Source organism: Pseudoduganella sp. UC29_71 (assembly GCF_042693265.1).
Taxonomy (GTDB): Bacteria; Pseudomonadota; Gammaproteobacteria; order Burkholderiales; family Burkholderiaceae_D; genus Rugamonas.
Map to the genome: position 1 here is coordinate 3,173,528 of NZ_CP170549.1, position 20,392 is coordinate 3,193,919.

The 20,392-nt window shown below is 66.9% G+C and carries 15 protein-coding genes; 8 read left to right on the forward strand and 7 right to left on the reverse strand.

The genetic code is table 11. The features are described from left to right. Positions 1-75: 75 nt before the first annotated feature. The 5 genes from ACFJI2_RS13910 to ACFJI2_RS13930 form a co-directional block, all read right to left on the reverse strand. On the reverse strand, positions 76-393 hold the full coding sequence (locus ACFJI2_RS13910) for a hypothetical protein (RefSeq protein ID WP_377705556.1): 318 nt from the start codon (positions 391-393) through the stop codon (positions 76-78). Beyond that, positions 393-740 carry a hypothetical protein gene (locus ACFJI2_RS13915; RefSeq protein ID WP_377705557.1) on the reverse strand — a complete coding sequence of 116 codons (348 nt, stop codon included), beginning with the start codon at positions 738-740 and terminating at the stop codon, positions 393-395. Before ACFJI2_RS13915 ends, ACFJI2_RS13910 begins: the two co-directional genes overlap by 1 nt. 8 nt (positions 741-748) lie before the next feature. Beyond that, on the reverse strand, positions 749-2,458 hold the full coding sequence (locus ACFJI2_RS13920; RefSeq protein WP_377705558.1) for a hypothetical protein: 1,710 nt from the start codon (positions 2,456-2,458) through the stop codon (positions 749-751). Positions 2,459-2,550: 92 nt separating this feature from the next. Beyond that, entirely contained in the window at positions 2,551-4,164 is a 1,614-nt protein-coding gene (locus ACFJI2_RS13925) for a GMC family oxidoreductase (RefSeq protein WP_377705559.1), read from the reverse strand. Beyond that, positions 4,161-5,663, reverse strand: a complete 1,503-nt coding sequence (locus tag ACFJI2_RS13930) for a coniferyl aldehyde dehydrogenase (protein WP_377705560.1) — start codon at positions 5,661-5,663, stop codon at positions 4,161-4,163. The genes ACFJI2_RS13925 and ACFJI2_RS13930 overlap by 4 nt, the downstream gene beginning before the upstream one ends. Positions 5,664-5,895: 232 nt before the next feature. Between ACFJI2_RS13930 and ACFJI2_RS13935 the strand changes: the two genes are divergently transcribed. The 7 genes from ACFJI2_RS13935 (at position 5,896) to ACFJI2_RS13965 (ending at position 16,459) form a co-directional block, all read left to right on the forward strand. After that, a complete protein-coding gene (locus ACFJI2_RS13935) occupies positions 5,896-8,631 on the forward strand; it encodes a LuxR C-terminal-related transcriptional regulator (RefSeq protein ID WP_377705561.1) in 2,736 nt (911 codons plus the stop codon). A 102-nt stretch (positions 8,632-8,733) separates the two neighbouring features. Further along, the gene (locus ACFJI2_RS13940) at positions 8,734-10,629 is read left to right on the forward strand and encodes a DUF1302 domain-containing protein (protein WP_377705562.1); all 1,896 of its coding nucleotides are present in this window, start codon (positions 8,734-8,736) and stop codon (positions 10,627-10,629) included. A gap of 19 nt (positions 10,630-10,648) precedes the next feature. Next, the gene (locus tag ACFJI2_RS13945) at positions 10,649-11,986 is read left to right on the forward strand and encodes a DUF1329 domain-containing protein (protein ID WP_377705563.1); all 1,338 of its coding nucleotides are present in this window, start codon (positions 10,649-10,651) and stop codon (positions 11,984-11,986) included. A 124-nt stretch (positions 11,987-12,110) separates the two neighbouring features. Further along, on the forward strand, positions 12,111-13,202 hold the full coding sequence (locus ACFJI2_RS13950; protein ID WP_377705564.1) for a WD40/YVTN/BNR-like repeat-containing protein: 1,092 nt from the start codon (positions 12,111-12,113) through the stop codon (positions 13,200-13,202). After that, on the forward strand, positions 13,199-15,586 hold the full coding sequence (locus tag ACFJI2_RS13955) for an RND family transporter (RefSeq protein WP_377705565.1): 2,388 nt from the start codon (positions 13,199-13,201) through the stop codon (positions 15,584-15,586). Before ACFJI2_RS13950 ends, ACFJI2_RS13955 begins: the two co-directional genes overlap by 4 nt. A 113-nt stretch (positions 15,587-15,699) precedes the next feature. After that, entirely contained in the window at positions 15,700-15,999 is a 300-nt protein-coding gene (locus ACFJI2_RS13960; RefSeq protein ID WP_377705566.1) for a FlxA-like family protein, read from the forward strand. Continuing rightward, positions 15,989-16,459, forward strand: a complete 471-nt coding sequence (locus tag ACFJI2_RS13965; protein ID WP_377705567.1) for a low molecular weight protein-tyrosine-phosphatase — start codon at positions 15,989-15,991, stop codon at positions 16,457-16,459. Before ACFJI2_RS13960 ends, ACFJI2_RS13965 begins: the two co-directional genes overlap by 11 nt. Here the strand turns inward: ACFJI2_RS13965 and ACFJI2_RS13970 are convergent, their stop codons facing one another. Continuing rightward, entirely contained in the window at positions 16,460-19,267 is a 2,808-nt protein-coding gene (locus tag ACFJI2_RS13970) for a DUF1631 family protein (RefSeq protein ID WP_377705568.1), read from the reverse strand. Between the two features lie 160 nt (positions 19,268-19,427). Between ACFJI2_RS13970 and ACFJI2_RS13975 the strand changes: the two genes are divergently transcribed. Next, the gene (locus tag ACFJI2_RS13975; RefSeq protein ID WP_377705569.1) at positions 19,428-19,643 is read left to right on the forward strand and encodes a hypothetical protein; all 216 of its coding nucleotides are present in this window, start codon (positions 19,428-19,430) and stop codon (positions 19,641-19,643) included. A gap of 61 nt (positions 19,644-19,704) precedes the next feature. On the opposite strand, the gene ACFJI2_RS13980 is transcribed toward ACFJI2_RS13975, so the two are convergent. Beyond that, positions 19,705-20,262, reverse strand: coding sequence for an ATP-dependent Clp protease proteolytic subunit (locus tag ACFJI2_RS13980; RefSeq protein WP_107868586.1), 558 nt, complete (start codon positions 20,260-20,262; stop codon positions 19,705-19,707). Positions 20,263-20,392 lie beyond the last annotated feature (130 nt).

Genomic DNA, 20,392 nt, shown 5'->3' on the forward strand with positions numbered 1-20,392 from the left:
AGTGGCCTATCATACCATTTCATAGCCGTATTCAGGCCAAAAGAAGCGTGCGCCCAGTGCGGCGCCGCACGCAAATCAAGCGGGAAGCACGCCCGAGACGTCGGGGAAAGTGACAACGCAACGGCCGCTGTCGCCGACATCGCGCTCAAGTGCATAGCCCTGGCTGTCCAGCCGGCCCGTGCGTCGGCTACCGTCCGGCAAGGTCAACACATAGGCGGCGCCGGCAGCAGGCTCGCCGTCCACCCGGCGCAGCTCCACGGCAACCCAGCTTTGCAGTGGACAGCCCACCACCGCTGCGGCGGCCGGCCTTGGCGGAGAGCCTGGCGGCCGGTTGGCCGCATCCATTGCCTGAAAACGTGCAATCTCGTCCTGCGTCGGCATCGGCGTGTCCATTAGCTGTTCACTTTGCGGAATATGGTCTCGCACAGCTCATCCATGCGGGACGCGCTGCGCACATTGTGGTTGGCCAGACAGCTGCGCGCCCAGGCGTACTCCTCGTCGAAGCCAGCGCCCAGCAGGGCCATCGCGTTCAAAAAGCGCATCTGATCATTCTCCGCCCCGATCCCGTGATGCAGGCAGCGCGCCAAGGCGTGTTCGATCAGGGACGCCACGCCGTCCGCATCCAGTTGTTCGCACAGCGGCGCCCAATACCGCTGCAATTGCGCCCGCATGCGCAACTTCATGCCCTCCCGCGACGGCGCAGCCAGCGCCGCGATCTGCTCCTGACGAATGACCAGCATCGCTGCCTCTACTCTCTTAACCTGACATGCTTTGTTGTCGTTTTCCCTTTGGCGGTATAGCTGATCGCCACGATATCGCCCGCCTCCCCTGGGACGCGCGCGGTCTTATCCTTGACAACTGCCCCTGCAACGTTCACCGCCCCGCGCAGTATCGCCGCCTCGGCGTCCCCCCTCGAGAAGCAGAACTTGAGGTGCGTGCGGATGACAGCGTGCAAATAGGCGGCGACCTCCACTTCGGCATCATACCCCCGCTGCGCAGCGTCGTCGGTACGCTCACCCACCTGCTTCCACAAGCGCTCCGCATCCGCGATGTTGTCTTGCAAATGCTCGAACGCCTTGATCAGGGCTGCGGCCGACACGGAAGGGCCAACGGGCAGCCGGCACACTTCAAGGAAACCACTCTGGTATTCTTTACCAAACTCCTCCCAATGCTCAAGCAGGAAGGAGAATATGTCGGGACAGGTGCTTTGCACGACTTTGATGACGGTACCCACGCTACCCTCGACACTGGCCGCCCCGAGCTTGCCGTCCGTGGCCTTCCTCGCCCGCTCTTCGCACAGCGCCTTCAGTCCGCCGAGGTTCTTGGCGATCTGCCAGCATGTCCATTTTTCGAGAAAGGCGACGAATTGCTCGCGCCGCCGTTGAATCTGCTGCCGGATCGCACCATGGCACGCCGGCTCCAGCCGCAGCGCGCCGAGCTCTTCGTCGTCCAGGCCGGCAAGGAACAAGCCGCACCACTGCAGCCCCACGAATTCAAGCGGGACGTCTTTCTCATCGAGGAAAAACAGCCCGCGCTGCAGCAAATGCCATTCGCCCTGCTCAGCTTCGCAAATTTTGCATTGGCCGCCAGGACCGGTCTGGCAGTAAATGCTGCTCATTACACCGCCGACACCGATCAAATCCTCGACGTGACCGGCCTGTTTTTTCCACATGCAGTCCACGGCCGATAAGCAGACATGCCTGGCGTAGAATTTCTCGATAACCGCATGGCTGCCGCCGCCCTGGTTGGCGTGGCTGGTCCCGGTCTTGATGGCGTTCTGTCCGATGACGTTGTGCGCATCGATCTTCTGCGTTCCCAGCACCTCCCACGCGGCACGGGCCGCCTCCTGGCCCAGCAGAGCCGAAAGTTCTTTCAGCAGCGTATCGAAGCGCGGCGCGGCATCCTGCTTGGCCCTGCCAAAGGCTGCCGACATGAGTTGCGGCGAGTCCTCGTCGGTGCAGTCGGCGCGCACCAGGGCGCCATCCAGCTCGAATTCCGCGCAAGTTGCGGCGTACGCCTTGTTGATCGCCATTTTCAATTCGTCTTTGGCCATCTTTCTGGCCCACATGAGGCGCTTCATGCTTTCATGCGTGCAGCGACAAGATGGGCAAGTATCGGCGCCGAGGTAGAAATCTGCGACATCGGAGGAGGCGGAAGGCTTGGCCAGCACCGGCGGACTGTCGGGCGGCGCCCCAAGGGCCGAGGCCAACTCCCTGTCCAGGTCGGAGGAATGCCGGTCCGGTTCGACGGCCAAGCGGACGAAGGCAGGCAGCTCGGCCGCCGTGACAAATATGGTCGCTCCGCGCTGTGCGTCGATGTTCACTCGCGCGTCGTTGTGTCCGGTGCACTCGAACTGCCAGCTTTCGGCTGCGGTGCCGATTCCGCCGTGCCGCATCGGTTTGATCACCGCCTCTGCCGGCAGTCCCCCCTTGGGAGCCTTCAGTAAAAAGAGTGCCATAGCTATTCCCGCCGCGCTCCACAAACCATTAGCATATCGCTAATTTTACAGAAAGGTAAGTGGCTGCGGCGGGGAAGATGCAGCACCAGCCATCAGCCCTTCAGCAGCTCGGCGCACTTCTCGCCGATCATGATGGACGCCGCATTGGTATTGCCCGAGACAATGGTGGGCATGATGGAGGCGTCCGCCACCCGCAAGCCGGTCACGCCGCGCACGCGCAGCTGGGCGTCCACCACGGCCATGGCGTCGTCACGCGGCCCCATTTTGCAGGTGCCGACGGGGTGGTACTGGGTGTCGGCGCGGTTGCGGATGTCGGCAATGGTTGCGGCCCGGTCGCCCCGGCGCACCGGGTACAGCATCTTGCCGCGCACCGGATCGAGCGGCGCCGACTCCATGATTTTCTGCTGCAGGCACACGCCCCGGTACAGCGTCTCCACGTCGCGCTCGTCGCTCAGGAAACGTGGATCGATCAGGGGCGCATCGCGCGCGTCCCGGCTTTGCAGGGTCACTTCGCCGCGGCTGTGGGGACGCAGCAGGTCCACATGGCAGGAAATGCCGTGCCCCAGGTGCATCTTGCGCGCGTGGTCGTCCACCAGCGCCAGCACGAACACCAGCTGCAGGTCCGGCACTTGCACGTCGGGTGCGGAACGCATGAAGGCCCCCGCCTCGGCGTAGGGGCTGGTGATCATGCCGGTGCGCTTGCTGCGCCATTCCATCATGGCCGCGGCGATCTTGCCCACGCCGCGCGGCGACAGGCCGAAGGTCTCGGTATCGCTGCGCGTCTTCCAGCCCTGCACATGGTCGAGATGGTCCTGCAGGTTGCGGCCCACGCCGGGCAGGTCCCGCACCACCGGGATGCCCAGCGCCTGCAGCTGTGCAGCCGGGCCTATGCCGGACAGCATCAGCAGCTGCGGCGAGCCGAAGGCACCGCCGGACAGCACCACCTCGGCGCGCGCACGCACCTGTTTCAACTGCCCGTCGTGGTGGTACTCGACACCCACCGCACGCCCCTCCTCCAGCAGGATGCGGGACGACACGGCGTTCGTCACCACGTGCAGATTGGGGCGGCCCAGGTGGGGCGTCAGGTAGCCCTTGGCCGCGCTGCAGCGTTCGCCGTTCTTGTGCGTGACCTGGTACAGGAAGGCGCCTTCCTGCGTGGCACCGTTATAGTCCTGCACCTGCGGCAGGCCGTTCTGGGCTGCGGCCTCGATGAACATCTGGTTGATCGGACTGGCATGGCGCGGGTAGCAGACATTGAGCGGACCGCCCGAGCCGTGGAAATCGTCGCCGCCGAAGTCCTCATTGTTCTCGGCGCGCTTGAACAGCGGCAGCACGTCCCGGTAGGACCAGCCCGGGTTGCCCTGCGCGGCCCAGTTATCGTAGTCCCAGGCACAGCCGCGCACATACAGCATGGCGTTGATGGAGCTGCTGCCGCCCAGGGTCTTGCCGCGCGGCTGATAGCCCCGGCGCCCGTTCAGCCCGGGCTGCGGCACCGTCTCGTAGGCATAGTTGTTGATTTTGCGCGGCACCATGGCCACCACCCCGGCCGGCGCGTGGATCAGCACACTGCTGTCCGGGCCGCCCGCCTCCAGCAGGCACACCGTTACAGCCGGGTCCTCCGTCAGGCGCGAGGCGATGACGCAACCGGCCGAACCGGCGCCCACGACGATATAGTCGAATTCCTGTACCTCGTTCTGCTGCTTCATGCTTGCTCCTTGCCGTATTCAATGCGCGGCGCCACCGTGGCGTCGCCCTTGCCGAGGAAGACGCGCAGCGCCAGGCGCTGCACGAGATTGCCGTATGGCGGATAAAACAGGTCGACGGGGAACCAGCGGTGGCGCTTGAACACCGTCTTCGCGTGCGACAGTTCGCGGAAGCCTTCCTCGCCGTGGTAGTTGCCCATGCCCGAGTTGCCCACGCCGCCGAACGGCGCGTCGTGGTTCATCACGTGCCAGCCCCAGTCGTTGATGGTCACGCCGCCCGAGTGGGTGCGGCGCAGCACCTCGCCGCGCTGCGCGGCGTCGTGGCTGAAGCAGTACAGCGCCAGCGGGCGTTCCGCCGCGTTGATATAGGCGATGGCCTGCTCCAGGGTGTCGTAGGGGACGATGGGGAGAATGGGGCCGAAAATCTCTTCCTTCATCACGCGCATGCCCGCGTCCGCGCCCAGCACCAGGTGCAGCGGCATCTGGCGCACGGAATGCGGCAGCCGGTCCGGCCCGCCGCAGCGCAGCACGGTGGCGCCGCCGGCTGCCGCATCGTCCAGCAGCGCGCGCAGGCGCGCCTGGTGGGCCGGGCTGATGATGGACGTGTATTGCGGCGCCTCGGCACCGGCCGGATGGAAGCTGGCGTAGGCCTGCTGCGCCGCGTCGGCGAATGCCTGCACCGACTCGCGCGGCACCAGCACGTAGTCGGGCGCCACGCAGATCTGGCCGCTGTTGGCGCTCTTGCCATGCACCACGCGGCGCGCCGCCTCCGCCACGCCGTAGTTCCGCAGCAGCAGCGCCGGCGATTTGCCGCCCAGTTCCAGCGTCACCGGCGTCAGGTTGCGGGCGGCGGCCTGCATCACCAGCCGGCCCACGGCCGGCGAACCGGTAAAGACCAGGTGGTTGAACGGCAGGCCCGTAAAGACGGTGGGATCGGCCAGCTCCTCGCCCACCACCGCGACCTCGTCTTCGGTGAAGACCTCGGCCAGCATGCGGCGCAGCACCGCGTTGGTGGCGGGGGTGAGTTCGGACAGCTTGAGCATCACCCGGTTGCCCGCCGCCAGCGCGGCCGCCAGGGGGCCGAGGGCCAGGTAGACCGGGAAATTCCACGGCACAATCACGCCCACCACGCCCTTCGGCTGGTAGCTCACATGGATGGTATTGGACAGGAACAGCAGCTCGGTGCGGCGCCGGCTCGGCTTCATCCACTTGCGCACATGGGACAGGCAGTGGTTGATCTCCAGCGTAGACGCAAGTAAGTCCAGCATCTTCGATTCGGCCACGGCGCGGTAGCCGAAGTCCGCGTTCATGGCGGTGGCCAGCGCGTCCTGGTAGCGCCGCACCTGGCGCTTGAGCGCCCACAGCGTGTCGCGCCGCTGGCCGGCGCTGGGATAGGGGGCGGCTGCGTAAGCCATTTGCTGGGCGGCGAACAGGCGGCGCGCCCGTTCCTCCGCTGCGCCAGGCGCGCTTGGCGCCAACGCCAGGTCTGCGTGCGGGTGCATGGTGTCCTCGGAAAAAGAACGGGAGGAACAAGTCCTCCCGCGGAATGGAGACTACATTAGCCGCGTGCGGCACGGATGGAGGTGTACCGGCACGAGCTGGAATCCATTCTGACGGCGCGCCCGTTTCCGCATCATCCCCTTGATGGGGGATAGGCTGCCCCTCCCCCATCGATGGGAATACAATGGCCGCATGAGTATTCCAGCCCACGTTCAAGCCCCGATCGCAGCCCCAATGGCAGCCCCGATGGCCACCCCGCTGATCGCCACCAAGACCCTGCCGCCCAAGCACCGGCGCGGCCTGATTTCACGCGCGCGCCTGGGCGGGCTGGCGGACGATATCGAATCGCACTTGTTGACAATCGTGAAAGCCCCGGGGGGCTTCGGCAAGACCACGCTGGCGCAGGCCTGGGCCGGCACGCTGGCCGAGCGCGGCCACCTGGTGGCCTGGCTGTCGCTGGACCCCGACGACGACGAGCCGCAGCGCTTCCTGCACTACACCAGCCACGCGCTGCAGCGCGCCCATCCCGACCTGGGCGCGGCCTGCGTGGCCATGTTCTCCCAGTCCATGCTGGCCGACCCGCAGCAGGCGCTGGCCATGCTGATCGAGGAAGTGGTGAGCTGCGGCGAGGAAGTGTTCCTGTTCCTGGACGACTTCCACTGCCTCACGCTGCCCGAGATCCACGCGCTGGTGTCCTTCCTGCTGCGCTATGCGCCGTCCAACCTGCACCTGGTACTGCTGTCGCGCGCCAGTGCGCCGCTGGCGCTCGACACGCTGCGCGTGCGCCACGCGCTGCTCGAGATCGACGCCGCCCAGCTGCGCTTCACGGCCGAGGAAACCCAGGAATTCCTGGATGCCAGCCCGACCGACAAACTGTCGCCCGAGGACAGCCGGCGCATCCACAGCCAGACCGAGGGCTGGGCGGCGGCGCTGCGGCTGATGTCGTTATCGCTGCAGGGCCAGGGCCGGCGCAGCTATCCGCCCCACGCCCAGGCGCCATCCACGGCCGGCCTGGCGCGCTCCATCGACGGCTACCTGTGCGAACTGCTGACCCAGCTGCCACCGGAGCTGGCCGACTTCATGCTGCGCACCGCGCTGCCCGAGCGCCTGTCGCCCGCGCTGGCCGTGGCCCTGATCGGCAGCGAAGCGGCGCGCAGCCAGCTGGCGCAGCTCGAACAGCGCCAGCTGCTCACCGCGCTGGACGACGAGGGCCAGTGGTATGCCTACCACCAGCTGATACGCGAACACCTGGGCCAGCGCCTGCAGCAGCAGGGCGGCGCCCTGGCTGCAGAGCTGCACGCGCGCGCCGCCGCCTGGTACCATGGGCAAGGCCTGTGGTCGCCCGCCGTGCGCCACGCGCTGGACGGCGGCGCCACCGCGCAAGCCTATGCGTGGATAGAGGAATGCGCGATGCCGCTGGTGAAGGCGGGCGACATCCTGACCTTGGTGGGTTGCGAACGCCAGCTGGCGGCCCACCTGGTGCGGCCGCCCGTGCGGCTGCGCATCGCGCTGGCGTGGGCGCGCATCCTGGCCTGCGCCTGCCCGGACGCCATCAAGCTGCTGGACGACATCGAGGCCGATGCCGACAGCGAGCAGCTGCGCCTGGACAGCCGCGCCGCCCGCGCCGCCGCCTACGCGCTGCTGGACCGTCCGCTGGAGGCGCGCGCCATCGCCGAAGACTGCCTGCGCCACCCCGTGCCGGACCGCTGGGTGCACAACTCCCTCTACAACATCCTGCGCTTCTGCGCGCTGCGCACCGGCCGCTGGACCGACTTCTACGCCACGCCCGACCTGCCCTACCCGGAAGGCGAGAGCCGCCGCAACATCCTGTCGGCCATCTACCGCCTGGTGCTGCTGGGCGTGGGCGACTGCGTGCGCGGCAAGCTGTCGCTGGCCGAGCAGCGCTACACGGCCGCCATCTCGCTCGGCTACAGCGCAGACAACCCGGACAGCGGCGTGACCGCCCTGCCCTCGGGCATGCTGGCGCACGTGCGCTACGAGCAGAACCGGCTGGACGAAGCCGAAGCGCTGCTGGCCAACCGGCTCGAAGTGCTGTGCACGCTGGGCTTTGCCGAAAGCGTCAAGCACATCTTCCTGACGGCGGCGCGCATGGCGCAGCGCCACGGGCGACCGGAACGCGCGCTGGCCCTGCTGGAGCAGGCCGAGAACATCGGCATCAGCCGGCAGTGGGACAGGCTGGTGGCCGCCGTGCAGCTGGAGCGCCTGCGCCTGCACCTGAGCCAGGGCCGCCTGGCCGAAGCGCAAGCCTATCTGCAGCGCCTGCGCCAGCTGGCCGTCGCGACCCCGCACACGCCCACCAATCCGCTGGGCGAAGTGCGCCAGTACGCCGCCTTCGGCGACGCCTACTGCGCGCTGCAGCAGTACCGCTACAAGGACGCGCAGCAGGTGCTCGAGCCGCTGCTCGCCGAGCTGCTGTCGCTGGACAGCCAGCTGCTGGCGGTGCGCGCCGGCCTGGCGCTGGCCATCGCGCAGCAAGGCCAGCGCAACCACACGCACGCGCTGCGCAGCTGCCGGCAGGCGATGGCGATGGCGGCCGAAGGCGGCATCGTCGGCTCGGTGCTGGACCAGGGACCGGACCTGGGCGGCCTGCTGGCCATCCTGCGCGACAGCCTCGATGACGCCACGCCGCTGCACGGCTTCACGCTGCGCGTGCTGGAAGCCTGGCAGGCACTGTACGGCGGCATGCCCAATGCCGGCGGCAAGGCGCCCGGCCGCGCGGCAGGCCCCGGCGGAGCCGAGCAGCGCCAGGCGCTGGGGCCGCGCGAATGCGGCATCCTGGAGCTGATCGCCGAGGGTAACTCCAACAAGGAGGTGGCGCGCCTGCTCGGCATCGGGCCGGAAACGGTAAAGACCCACCTGAAGAACATCTTCGCCAAACTCAACGTGGACCGCCGCATCCAGGCAGTGGCGCAGGCCGAGGCGCTCGGCCTGCTCAAGCGCCGCCGCTAGGCGCGTCATTCCCCCGATCGGGGGATTAGCCGCCGCCCCTTCACCCCCTATTGTGCTAGCTAGCCGCGCCATGCGGCATATCACAATACCAAGAGGGGACACATGCAAGCGCATCTCAAGAAGAACACCATCCTGCCGGGACTGCTGGCGGTCGCGCTGGCGGCGTACGCGGCCGGCGCTGGCGCCACCGAATTCGACCTGGAGGACGGCTGGACCGGCTCCTGGAACAACACCATCTTCGCCGGCCAGCAGTGGCGCGCCACCGCCCCCGACGCCGACCGCTACACCGCCGGCAACGGCAAGCTGATCGGCCTGAACGGCGGCACGGCCGGCCACCCGAACGACGCGGGCAACCTGAACTACGACAAGGGCGACCGCATCTCCACCATGTTCAAGCTGCTCACCGAGCTGGAACTGAAGAACGGCGACATGGGCGCGCTGGTGCGCGCCAAGCTGTGGTACGACCATGCCGGCAAGAACCACAACGCCCGCTTCGGCAACATGGCCAACGGCTACACCCCGAACACCACGCTGAGCGACGCGGGCCTGGAACGCCTGCAGAAGTTCGACGGCGCCTACCTGCTGGACGCCTACGTCTACAACACCTTCAAGGTGGCCGACAAGCCGCTGCAGCTGCGCCTGGGCCGCCAGGTGATCAACTGGGGCGAGAGCCTGTTCGTGCAGGGCGTGAACGGCCTGAACCCGGTCGACCTGGGCACCTTGCGCCGTCCCGGCGCGGAACTGAAGGAAGCGCTGTTGCCGCTGGGCGCGCTGTCCGCCAGCGTGGGCCTGGGCGGCGGCCATTCCGTCGAAGCCTTCTACCAGTACCAGTCCGGCAATACCTCGATCGATTCCTGCGGCACCTACTGGTCCGTGACCGAGACCTCGATCTCCGCCACCGCCGGCGCCTGCAAGGCCGCCACCCTGGTGCCGCTGGGCGGCGTGAGCGGCGTGGCCGCCTTCAAGGCCGGCATGTACGTGCCCATCGTGGACGGCAAGCGCGCCAGCGACGGTGGCCAGTACGGCCTGGCCTACCGCTTCCCGGTGGACGCCATCGACACCGAATTCGGCCTGTACGCCACCAATGTGCACATGCGCACGCCTATCGTGTCCGGCACCACCGGCACCAACCTGAAAGCCATCAACCCCGCCATCCCGCTGCTGATGCCGCTGGCCGGCTTTGCCGGCGTGCCGGCACTGAACCCGGCCACCAATCCCGCCATCAAGCCGATGACGGCGTTCTGGGAATACCTGGAGGACGTGCGCACCTTCGCCGTCAGCGCCTCGACCAACCTGGGCGGCTGGTCCATCGGCTCCGAGCTGAGCTACTCGCCCAATGTGCCGGTGCAGCGCAACGGCAATGACCTGATCGGCGCCGCGCTGCAGGGCGCCGGCCCGCTCGGCGCGATCGCGCGCGCCGCCGTGGCCAAGGGTCCCGGCACCTACGTGCAAGGCTATGACCGCTTCCACAAGACCCAGTTCCAGCTCAACGGCGTGAACACCTTCTCCAACGTGCTGGGCGCGCAGCAGGCCGTGGTGGTGGGCGAACTGGCGATCCAGACCAACAACGTGCCGGACTTCAAGGACCCCGCCTCCATTCGTTACGGCCGCGCGTTCATGTTCGGCACCTCCTCGCATCCGCTATACGGCGGTTCCACTTGCGGCGCCACCAACCCCAGCCCGGCCGGCTGCCAGAACGACGGCTTCGTTACCGACTTTGCCTGGGGCTACCGCCTGCGCGGCCAGCTGGAATACAGCAACGTGGCCGGCACCGGCATCACCGCCTACCCGTCGCTGTACTTCGCGCATGACGTGAAGGGCATCTCGCTGGACAGCCAGCTGCTGGAAGAACGCCGCCAGCTGGGCGCCAGCGTGCGCCTGAGCTACCAGAAGCGCCACAGCCTGGAGCTGAGCTACACCCGCTTCAACCACAAGGCGACCTACGATCCGCTGCGCGACCACGATTACATCGGCCTGACCTACAGCGCCACTTTCTAAGCAATACCGGAGACAGACCATGAAAATAATGCACACCACGCTGCTGGCAGCGCTGCTGGCGGCCTTCTCCGCCCAGGCCGCCATCACCCCGGCCGAGGCCGACAAGCTGGGCAAGGAGCTGACCCCGGTCGGCGCCGAAAAGGCGGGCAACAAGGAAGGCACCATTCCGTCCTGGGAGGGCGGCCTGACCAAGGCGCCGGCCGGCTGGAACGCCGCCCAGGGCTACGCCGACCCGTACGCGGCCGACAAGCCGCTGTTCACCATCACCGCCGCCAACGCCGAGCAGTACAAGGACAAGCTGGCGCCGGGCACGCTGGCCCTGCTGAAGAAGTACCCGAGCTACAAGATGGTGGTCTACCCCACCCACCGCAGCGCCGCCTACCCGAAAGAAGTGATGGACAAGGCCAGGGAACAGGCCACCAAGGTCAAGCTGGAAGGCTCGGCGATGACGGACCTGGGCGGCTCGCATGTGCCCTTCCCGATTCCGAAGACCGGCCAGGAAGCCATGAGCAATCACATGACGCGCTACCTGGGTGGCGGCTTCGACCGCACCTATGACTGGTTCCCGGTGCGCGCCAACGGCGACTTCTACCGCGTCGGCTTCCGCGAGCTGCGCGTGTCGGATGCCAATTTCGACGTCAAGACGCCCAACCACCAGTTCTCCTTCCTGGGCTTCTTCACCGCGCCGGCCACCTTGCAGGGCACGGTGTACCTGGTGCACGAGTCGATCGACCAGGTGAAGGAGCCGCGCCAGGCGTGGATCTACAACGCCGGCCAGCGCCGCGTGCGCCGCGCGCCTGACCTGGCCTACGACAATATCTCGGACGGCACCGAAGCGATGCGCGTGACCGACCAGTACGACGCCTACAACGGCGCGCTGGACCGCTACGAATGGAAGCTGTTGGGCAAGAAGGAGATGTACATTCCTTACAACAGCTACAAGCTGTCCGACAAGAAGCTGAAGTACGCCGACATCATCCAGAAGAACTCCATCAATCCGGACCTGATGCGCTACGAGCTGCACCGCGTGTGGCAGGTGGAAGCGACCTTGAAGAAGGGCCAGAAGCACATCTACGGCAAGCGCACCTTCTACCTGGACGAGGACAGCTGGGCCGTGGTGCACGAGGACGCGTACGACGGCCAGGGCCAGCTGTGGCGCATCGGCGTGCACGGCACCATGCAGTATTACGACGCGATGGCGCCGTGGTACCGCGTGAACATCTGGCATGACCTCACCAACGGCAACTACCTCGTGTCCACGCTGGACAACGAGATCAAGACGCCGTGGAAGTTCGGCGTGAAGGGCAACTGGTCCGACTTCCAGCCGGACGCATTGCGCCGCGCCGGCACCAAGTAAGGCTGGCGGGTTACGGACTGCGTCCTAACCCGCCCTGCGTCTCCCCGCGCCGCAAGTGACTGCCACTTGCGGCCCGTTGCACTTCACGCACCACCACACTCCCCGCACGCTTGAGGACATCACCATGAAATACCCTGTGACCGCCAGCCACGCGGCGATACGCGCCGCCGCGGCAGGCGCCACGCACCGCGTCCTGGCCGCCATGCTGGCCGCCGCCCTGCCATTCGCCGCCCTGCCGTTCGCCACCCTCCACGCCACCGCCCACGCCGCCGCCAAAACCGAACCCTCCGCCGCGCGCGCCCTGCAAATCCGCGCCGACCGCATCATCCTGCAGGACGTGGTCCAGGCGGGCAAGCGTCTGCTGGCCGTCGGCGAGCGCGGCATCGTGCTGCTGTCGGACGACGCCGGCCGCAGCTGGCAGCCGCGCTTCACCGCCACCAACCGCACCCTGAGCGCGCTCGCCATGGGCGACGAGCAGCGCGGCGTGGCCGTGGGCCATGGCGGCACCGTGCTCACCACAGCCGACGGCGGCGCCAGCTGGCAAACCGTGGCGGTGGAAGCCGCGGGCAAGGACGCCCTGCTCGGCGTGCTGCACGCCGGCGCCCAGCGCTACGTGGCCTGGGGCGCCTTCGGCCTCTACCTCGAGACGGACGACGGCGGCGCCACCTGGCGCCGCAAGCAGCCCCTCGGCCCCGACTTCGACCGCCACATCTCGCAAGTGATCGTCGCCGGCAACGGCATCAACAACAGCGGCGGCGGCAGCGGCAGCGGCGGCAGCGTGCACACCCACGTTTGGCTGCTGGTCGGCGAATCCGGCACCCTGGCACGCTCGGCGGACGCCGGCGCGACATGGGAAGCGGTGAAGTCGCCCTACCCCGGCTCCTACTTCGGCGCCCTCGCCACCGCCGACGGCGCGCTGCTGGCCTTCGGCATGCGCGGCAACATCTACCGCTCCACCGACCACGGCGCGAACTGGACCAGGATTGAATCCGGCACCTCGCTGGCCCTGATGCGCGGCAGCCGCCTGGACGACGGCCGCCTGGTCCTGGTAGGCAACGCCGGCCTGCTGGCCGTCAGCAGCGACAACGGCACTACCTTCTCGCTGCAGAAAACAGCGCGCGGCAAAGGCCTGGCGCAGCTGGTGCAAACCTCGGGCGGCCTGGTCGCCGTCGGCGAAGCCGGCGCCGAAACCGTGAGCCTGAAAGGAAAACCATGAGCAAGCACACTCCCGACGACGCGCTGCACCGCCGCGCCTTCGCCGGCGGCCTGATCGGCCGCATCTCCTACCGCATCTTCCACTGGCGCAAACCGCTGCTGGTGCTGTTCGTGCTGATCACCGTGGCGCTGGGCTATTCCGCCAGCCAGCTGCGCGTGCAGGCCGGTTTCACCAAGATGATCCCGCTCAAGCATGAATACATGCAGACCTTCGTCGAATACCAGAAGGACTTCGGCGGCGCCAATAAGATCCTCATCGCCGTCAAGCAGAAGGACGGCGAGATCTTCCAGCCCGCCTTCATGGACACGCTGCGCAAGGTCACCGACGAGGTGTTCTATGTAAAGGGCGTGGAACGCAGCTCGGTCACCTCGCTGTTCACCAACAACGTGCGCTACAACGAAGTGGTGGAAGACGGCTTCCGGGGCGGCAACCTGGTCTCGTCCGACTACGCCGGCACGCCCGAACAGCTGGCCAGGGTAAAGGAAAACACGCTGAAGTCCGACTGGGTGGGCCGCATCGTCTCCAACGACCTGACCGCCGCCATGGTGGTGGCCACCTTGCAGGACACCGATCCGGACACCGGCAAGCGCCTCGACCTGCAGGACGTGGCGGCCAAGCTGGAACAGATCCGCGCCAGGTACGAGCGTGGTCCGGTCACGCTGCACATCATCGGCTTCGCCAAGTCCATCGGCGACATCGCCGCCGGCGCGGCAGGCGTGCTGGGCTTCTTCGGCATCGCCTTCGTGGTCACGGCGCTGCTGCTGTACTGGTACTCCGGCTCGCTCAAGCTGAGCGCCTGCGCGCTGGTGTGCGCCATGGTGCCGGTGGTGTGGCTGCTCGGCCTGTTGCCCATCATGGGCCTGGGCCTGGACCCGATGTCCATCCTGGTGCCCTTCCTCATCTTCTCCATCGGCGTGTCGCACGCGGTGCAGATGACCAATGCATGGAAGCTCGAAACGCTGCGCGGCGCGGACGGCGTCACCGCTTCGCGCAACAGCTTCCAGAAGCTGTTCGTGCCGGGCGCCATGGCGCTGCTGGCCAATGCGCTGGGCTTCATCGTGATCGCCTTCATCGAGATCGAGATGGTGCGCGAACTGGCGATTACCGCCACCGTCGGCGTGTCCGTGATGATCGTGACGAACAAGATGCTGCTGCCCATCCTGCTGTCCTACCTGCGCTTCTCGCCCGGCGAGGCGCAGCGCCACGCCGGCAAGGAAACCGGCGGCGACAAGCTGTGGGAGATGATAGGCCCGCTGGCCACGCGCAAGGGCGGCGTGCTGACGGTGCTGCTGGGCGGCGCGCTGCTGGCCGGCGGCCTGTGGCAGGCGCGCGAACTGCAGATCGGCGACCTGGGCAAGGGCGTGCCCGAACTGCGCGCCGATTCGCGCTACAACCGGGACGTGCAGGTGATCACCAGCCATTTCGCCATCGGCGTGGACCTGCTGCAGATCGTGGCCGAAGCCAAGGGCCAGGAATCTCCCTGCGTGCAGCGCCCGGTGATGGAGACGATGGAGCAGCTGGAGTTCACGCTGAACCAGGAGCCGGGCGTGGCCACCGTGCGCGGCCTGTCCGGCTTCGTCAAGCAGGTGACGCAGGCCTATGCCGAGACCTTCATCAAGTGGCGCGTGCTGCCGGAAGAGACGCCGCAGATCGCGCAGGGCGTGGGCTTTGCCACCCGCCTGGGCAATGAGCTGATGAATTCGAGCTGCACCGCCATGCCGGTGTCCGTCTTCACCACCGACCACCAGGCCGGCACCATCCACCGCATCGTGGACGTGGTCAAGCAGTTCAAGGCCGAACATGACACGCCGGAGCTGACGTTCCGCCTGGCCGGCGGCAACGTGGGCGTGATGGCGGCCACCAACGAGGCCGTGGAAGAAGCGGACAAATGGGTGAACCTGGCGCTGTTCGCGTCGGTCACGCTGCTATGCCTGATCACCTTCCGCTCGCTGCGCGTCACGCTGTGCATCATCCTGCCGCTCGCCCTGGTCACCATCCTGTGCAACGCGCTGATGGCGGTGCTGGGCATCGGCGTCAAGGTCAATACGCTGCCGGTGGTGGCGCTGGGCGTGGGCGTGGGGGTCGATTACGGCATCTATCTGTTTGAAAGCATGAAGCACGAAGCGCACGAGCGCGGCCACAGCCTGCGCGAGTCCTTCGTCGCTGCCCTCAAGCAGCGCGGCACCGCCTCCGTGTTCACGGCCGTGACGATGACGATCTCGGTCGCCACCTGGGCCTTCTCCACGCTGAAGTTCCAGGCCGACATGGGCATCCTGCTGGCCTTCATGTTCCTCGTCAACATGGTCGGCGCCATCCTGCTGCTGCCCGGGCTGGCCGCGCTGCTGGTCGGCGAGCGCCTGCGCCCGTCGGGCAAGAAAGTGTAACTCGAAAGTGTAACTCCCGCGCCGGGTGCGTCCGGCGTTGCTATACTGGCAGCGCCGGGCAGGTCCGCCCGCGACTTTGGGAGAACAATTTGCACATACAAGCGGGAGCCGGAATGGGCTCGAACAGGACCGGCAGCAGCATGGACTCGCCGGCGCGCATCGCCATGCTGCAGTCGCAGATCAAGGGTCTGCTGAAGAAGATACAGGCGCTGCGCAAGGCGCTGATGGAGGCCACCGATCCGGCCCAGCGCATGCAGATCATGAAGGAAATCATCGACCTGCAGGAACAGGTGCGCCAGGCGCAGGCGCAGATCGCCGAACTGCAGATACGCGCGAAGCGGCAAGCCCCGCCGCGCGAGCCGCAACCCGAACCGGAAGACAAAGACCGCTGGGAGGACGCGTATGGACCGTAAAGCTTCCGTGCTGTTTGTCTGCATGGGCAATATCTGCCGTTCGCCGACCGCCGAGGGCGTGTTCCGCCAGCGCGCCGCCGCGGCCGGGCTGGAGCTGGAGATCGATTCGGCCGGCACCCACGCCTACCATGTGGGCAATCCGCCCGATGCGCGCTCGTCGCACCACGCTGCGCGGCGCGGCTACGACCTGAGCGCCCAGCGCGCGCGGCAAGTGGCCGCCAGCGATTTCGAGCGCTACGACCACCTGCTGGCCATGGACCACGAGAATTTCGCCCGCCTGCAGGCGGCCTACCCGCCGCAGCACCGCCACAAGCTAGCCCTGTTCATGCAGTACGCCACGCATTCCGATTCGGATATCGTGCCCGATCCCTATTACGGCGGCCCGAACGGCTTCGACCAGGTGCTGGACTATATCGAGGATGCGTCGGACGGCTTGGTCGCCGCCCTGAAGAAAGGCTGATCAGGCGGCCGCGTGGGCCGGCGGATCGAGGTTGTCGTCGTTGACGGCCAGGCCGCCCATGGCGGCCGACAGCGCGCGTGCCACCACGCCTTCCGTGCGCACGGCGCGCACGCTGCGTTCGCGGAATTTCTGCACCAGCGCCTCGCCCGAGAGCGAGAATGCCTCCTGCCGCGCGCTGGTGGAGAAGATGTAGAGCGTGCGCAGCGGACTGATCCAGGCGAGCTTGACCTTGCGGGTGCTGCCGTCGTCCTGGTCGAACTCCAGCCACATGCCGCGCGCCAGGCCGTCGGCTTCGATGGTGGCGTCGTCGTCCAGCGGCAGCTCGGGTTCGGGCTCGGCTTTCGCGGCCGCTTCGGCGGCCCTGGCTTCCAGTTCCAGGCGGCGCTCGGCCGCCTTCTGCGCCACTTCCATGGCGATTTCAATCTGGCGCTCGGGCGACAGCTCCAGCGGCGCGCGCACGATGGAGGCGTGACATTCGGCCAGCTCGGCGAAGAATTGCAGGCGGTCGGCGTCCTGCCACTTGATCACGTCCAGCCATTTGTTCAAGGTGGACAGCAGCTTGGGCAGCTTGGAGATCAGCTGCTTGCGCTCGTCGGCGGTGATTTTCGGCTTCACGCTCCAGATCAGGTCGTCCATGGTCTGGGTGGCGTTTTGCACGGCGCCCGGCTTGCCTTCTTCCACGCTGTAGGCGATGGTCAGCACGGACACCCATTTGTTTTCCAGGAAGGCTTCCACCATGGCGATCACTTCGCCGGTGCCGATGCGCAGCGCGACGGCGCTCTTGGCGGACTTGGCGGCCACGGCCATCTTTTCCTGCTTCAGCGCGGCGGCGATCGGTTCGGCGATGGCGGCGGCCGAGGCGGCTTCCTCGGCCTTGATCGACGCTTCCAGTTCCTGCACCGCCTCGCTGAAGGCGGACACCTCCAGGTCATGGTCGCGGCCGACGCGCTCGACGCTGCGCTGCATGGCCTGGAACAGCGGATCTTCCGGGCTCTTGCGCTGCTCCCAACCCATCCTGGACAGCAGGTCTATCATGCGCCGCGCCGGGTGGCTGTCCTGGAAGAAGAAGTCTTTATCGACCAGGGCGGCTTTCAGCACCGGGATCTGGAGGAAGCGGATCAGGTCGCGGATTTCCTGCGAAATGTTCTGGTCGCGGAACACCGTGTCGAAGATGGCCGACAGCAGATCGATGGTGCTTTCATCCGAGCGCGTCAGGCTGCCTTGGGGGGCGTTCTTTTTAATGTTGGGCAGGTAGAAAACGTTAGGCGCGGTGCTGGCGGTGGCGCCTTCGGCTGCCGTGCCGGCTGCGCCAGCCGGGGCGCCCAGGCTGGCCACGCCCTGTACGCCTGCCGCGCTGGCTGCCGCGTTCAGGAGGCCGAGCAGGCCTGGCGGATGGCCGCCCGGCGCGCCGCCCTGTCCGCCGGCCGCGGCGCCGCCGGCCCAAGCGGCTGGCAGGGATGCCGGGACGGCGAAAGCGCCTGCAGGCATGGCGACCATGCCCTCGGGCGGGACGAAGCCCGCCGCCGGCACGAAGTAGGCCCCTGCTGCCGCGCCGGACGCAGCTGCGCCGCCGGCCACGGCAAAGCCGCCGGCCGGAACGGCGGCCACCGGCGCCACGCCGGCCGAAGCGGCAGCGCCGGGCACGCCGGGCACGCCGGCGGCACTGTGCACGCCAGGCACTCCGGGAACGCTTGGCGCGCCTGGCATGCCAGCATACGGCATGGCCCCGGCTGGCGCGAAGCCGCTTGCCGCACCAGCGGCGAAGCCGGGATACGGCACGGCCACGCTCCCCTGCCCGGCCGCTGCCATGAAGCCGGCAGCCGGCAAGGCGCTTTGCTGTACTTGTGCCAGATAGTTCATCAGCGGCTGCTTGGACGCGGTCTGGGCCGCGCGCTGCGCCACTTCATTGGGCACGCCGCCCAGCGGCCCCTGGGCCGCGCCTTGCGCCCAGGCACCGGCCTTGAGGTTGGCGATGTCCGGCAAATCGGGAATCATCAGGTCCGGGTCGAGCGGCGCATCCTGCGTGGCGGAGAAGAACTGGCGCAGTTGCTGGGCCAGTTCCGCCTGCTGCTTGCGCTTGCGCGCCGGACTGGCGCTGCTGGCGTCGTGCGAGTCGGCCTTGCGCGACTTGTAGCTGTCCACCGATCCGGGCAGCACGCCCTTGCGCTGCAATGTCAGGCTCAGCTCCTCCAGCATGGCCGACAGCTCCATGAACAACCCCGGCTTGAGCAAGCCCAGCAACAGCCCGGCCGCCTCTTCGTCCGGGTTGAACTCCAGCCAGGCGTGCTGCAGCGCGTTCAGGAACACGTCGGGACGGAAGGGATTCTGGTTCACGCGCAGGATGTCGCGGTCGAGCAGGAAGGCCAGCCGCACGTTCAGCGTGGCCAGCGCATCGGCATGCTGCACTTCAAAGGGTTTGCTGATGCCGCCCAGCGTGACCTTGGTGTCCATCTCCTCGAGCGACACCAGCGACAGCGGCTGGTCCAGCACACGCGGCTTGGCCTTGGCGCCCGGCGCCAGTTCGGCAATCTCCTGCCGCAGCGAACGCTCTAATTCCTTGATGGCCAGATTCAGGTAGCGATAGTGATCATTCCGCAACAGATTGCCCGCACGGATGCGCGCCTGCAGCTCGCGGACGTCGCCGCCGGTGTCCGCCACATCCACCAGCGCCCCGGCAATGCGGGTGGTGAAATCCAGGAACTGGTCGCCCACGTGCCGCTTCACGATCTCGATCAGGTTCTCCAATAGCGCGTGCCGCGGCGTGACCGCTTTTTTTGGCGCTGTCGGAGTTGTCGGATGTGAAAGCATGGTCTAACCTGAATGCGACAGGCTGCGCGGCCGGCCTGTCCGTTTCATGTTAACAGCCGCGATACCGCATTCTTGCACATTCTTGCCATATGGCAATAGCCTGCGAGAAACAAAAAGTGATTTTGTTTGATTTTTCCCTCACTGTATAAAGGACAGCGACATGAAATCGAAGCAAAGAAGCGAACGGCAGAGCAGAGATAGTGATGCCAACAGCGCCAGCCGTCAATCCGGCACGCCAGGCTCCGCCTCGGTAGGCCGTGCAGACATCCAGGGCGGCGCCATCGACCGTAAGGAAGACGGCCGCCGCTCGCGTAGCGAAGAAGCGCGCAGCGAAGTCAGCCGCAGTGCCAGCCGCAGCGGTTCGCGCAACCGCTAGCAGCGTCCCTGTCCACAACCAGCGCCGCCCGGCACGCACGCCGGGCGGTTGCGTTTCCGCCTCAGATATTGGTGATGCGGCGGCCCGGCGGCGGACGGAAGTCGGCCACCTTGTTGATCATGTTCACCTTCACCGCCTCGGCGGCGGTCAGGTGCAAGTCCGAATAGGCGTGCACGCGCCAGTGTTCCTCGCTGAACTGGACATGGGTGCGCAGGATTTCCTCGGTGCGGGCGTCGTCCGCCTGCAAGCCCTCGACGATGATGCGCAGCGCATCGGGCCGCGCCCCGGACGGCGCGCTGGCATGCGACTTGTGCACCATGAAGCGCGCGGTGCTGCTGGCATAGCGCTTGTGGCCTGCCATGAACACGATCACCGCGATCGATGCGACCGCGCCGGCGTTGTACATGTGGAAACGGACCGGCAGGTTGCTCATGTAGTTGTACAGGCAAATGCCGTCGCTCACATAGCCGCCGTTCGACTGCAGCAGCACGTGCGCATCGGTCACCATGTCTTCACTCATGTCCGCCGCCGCATCGAACATGCGGTGCACCATGTCGCTGTTGACGTCTCCGGACAGGGTGAACCATGAGTGGCCCTGCAGTTTGTCCTGGTCTTCCATCTGTGTTTCCTCGCTAATAGCCATGTCATGATTCTAACAAAATGCAAGGCTTCATAGCGGAAATGCGCTGTTTCGTGCGCAAGCGCACATTGCGGGGCCAGTGGCAATTATTTGCGATATCGTTCACACT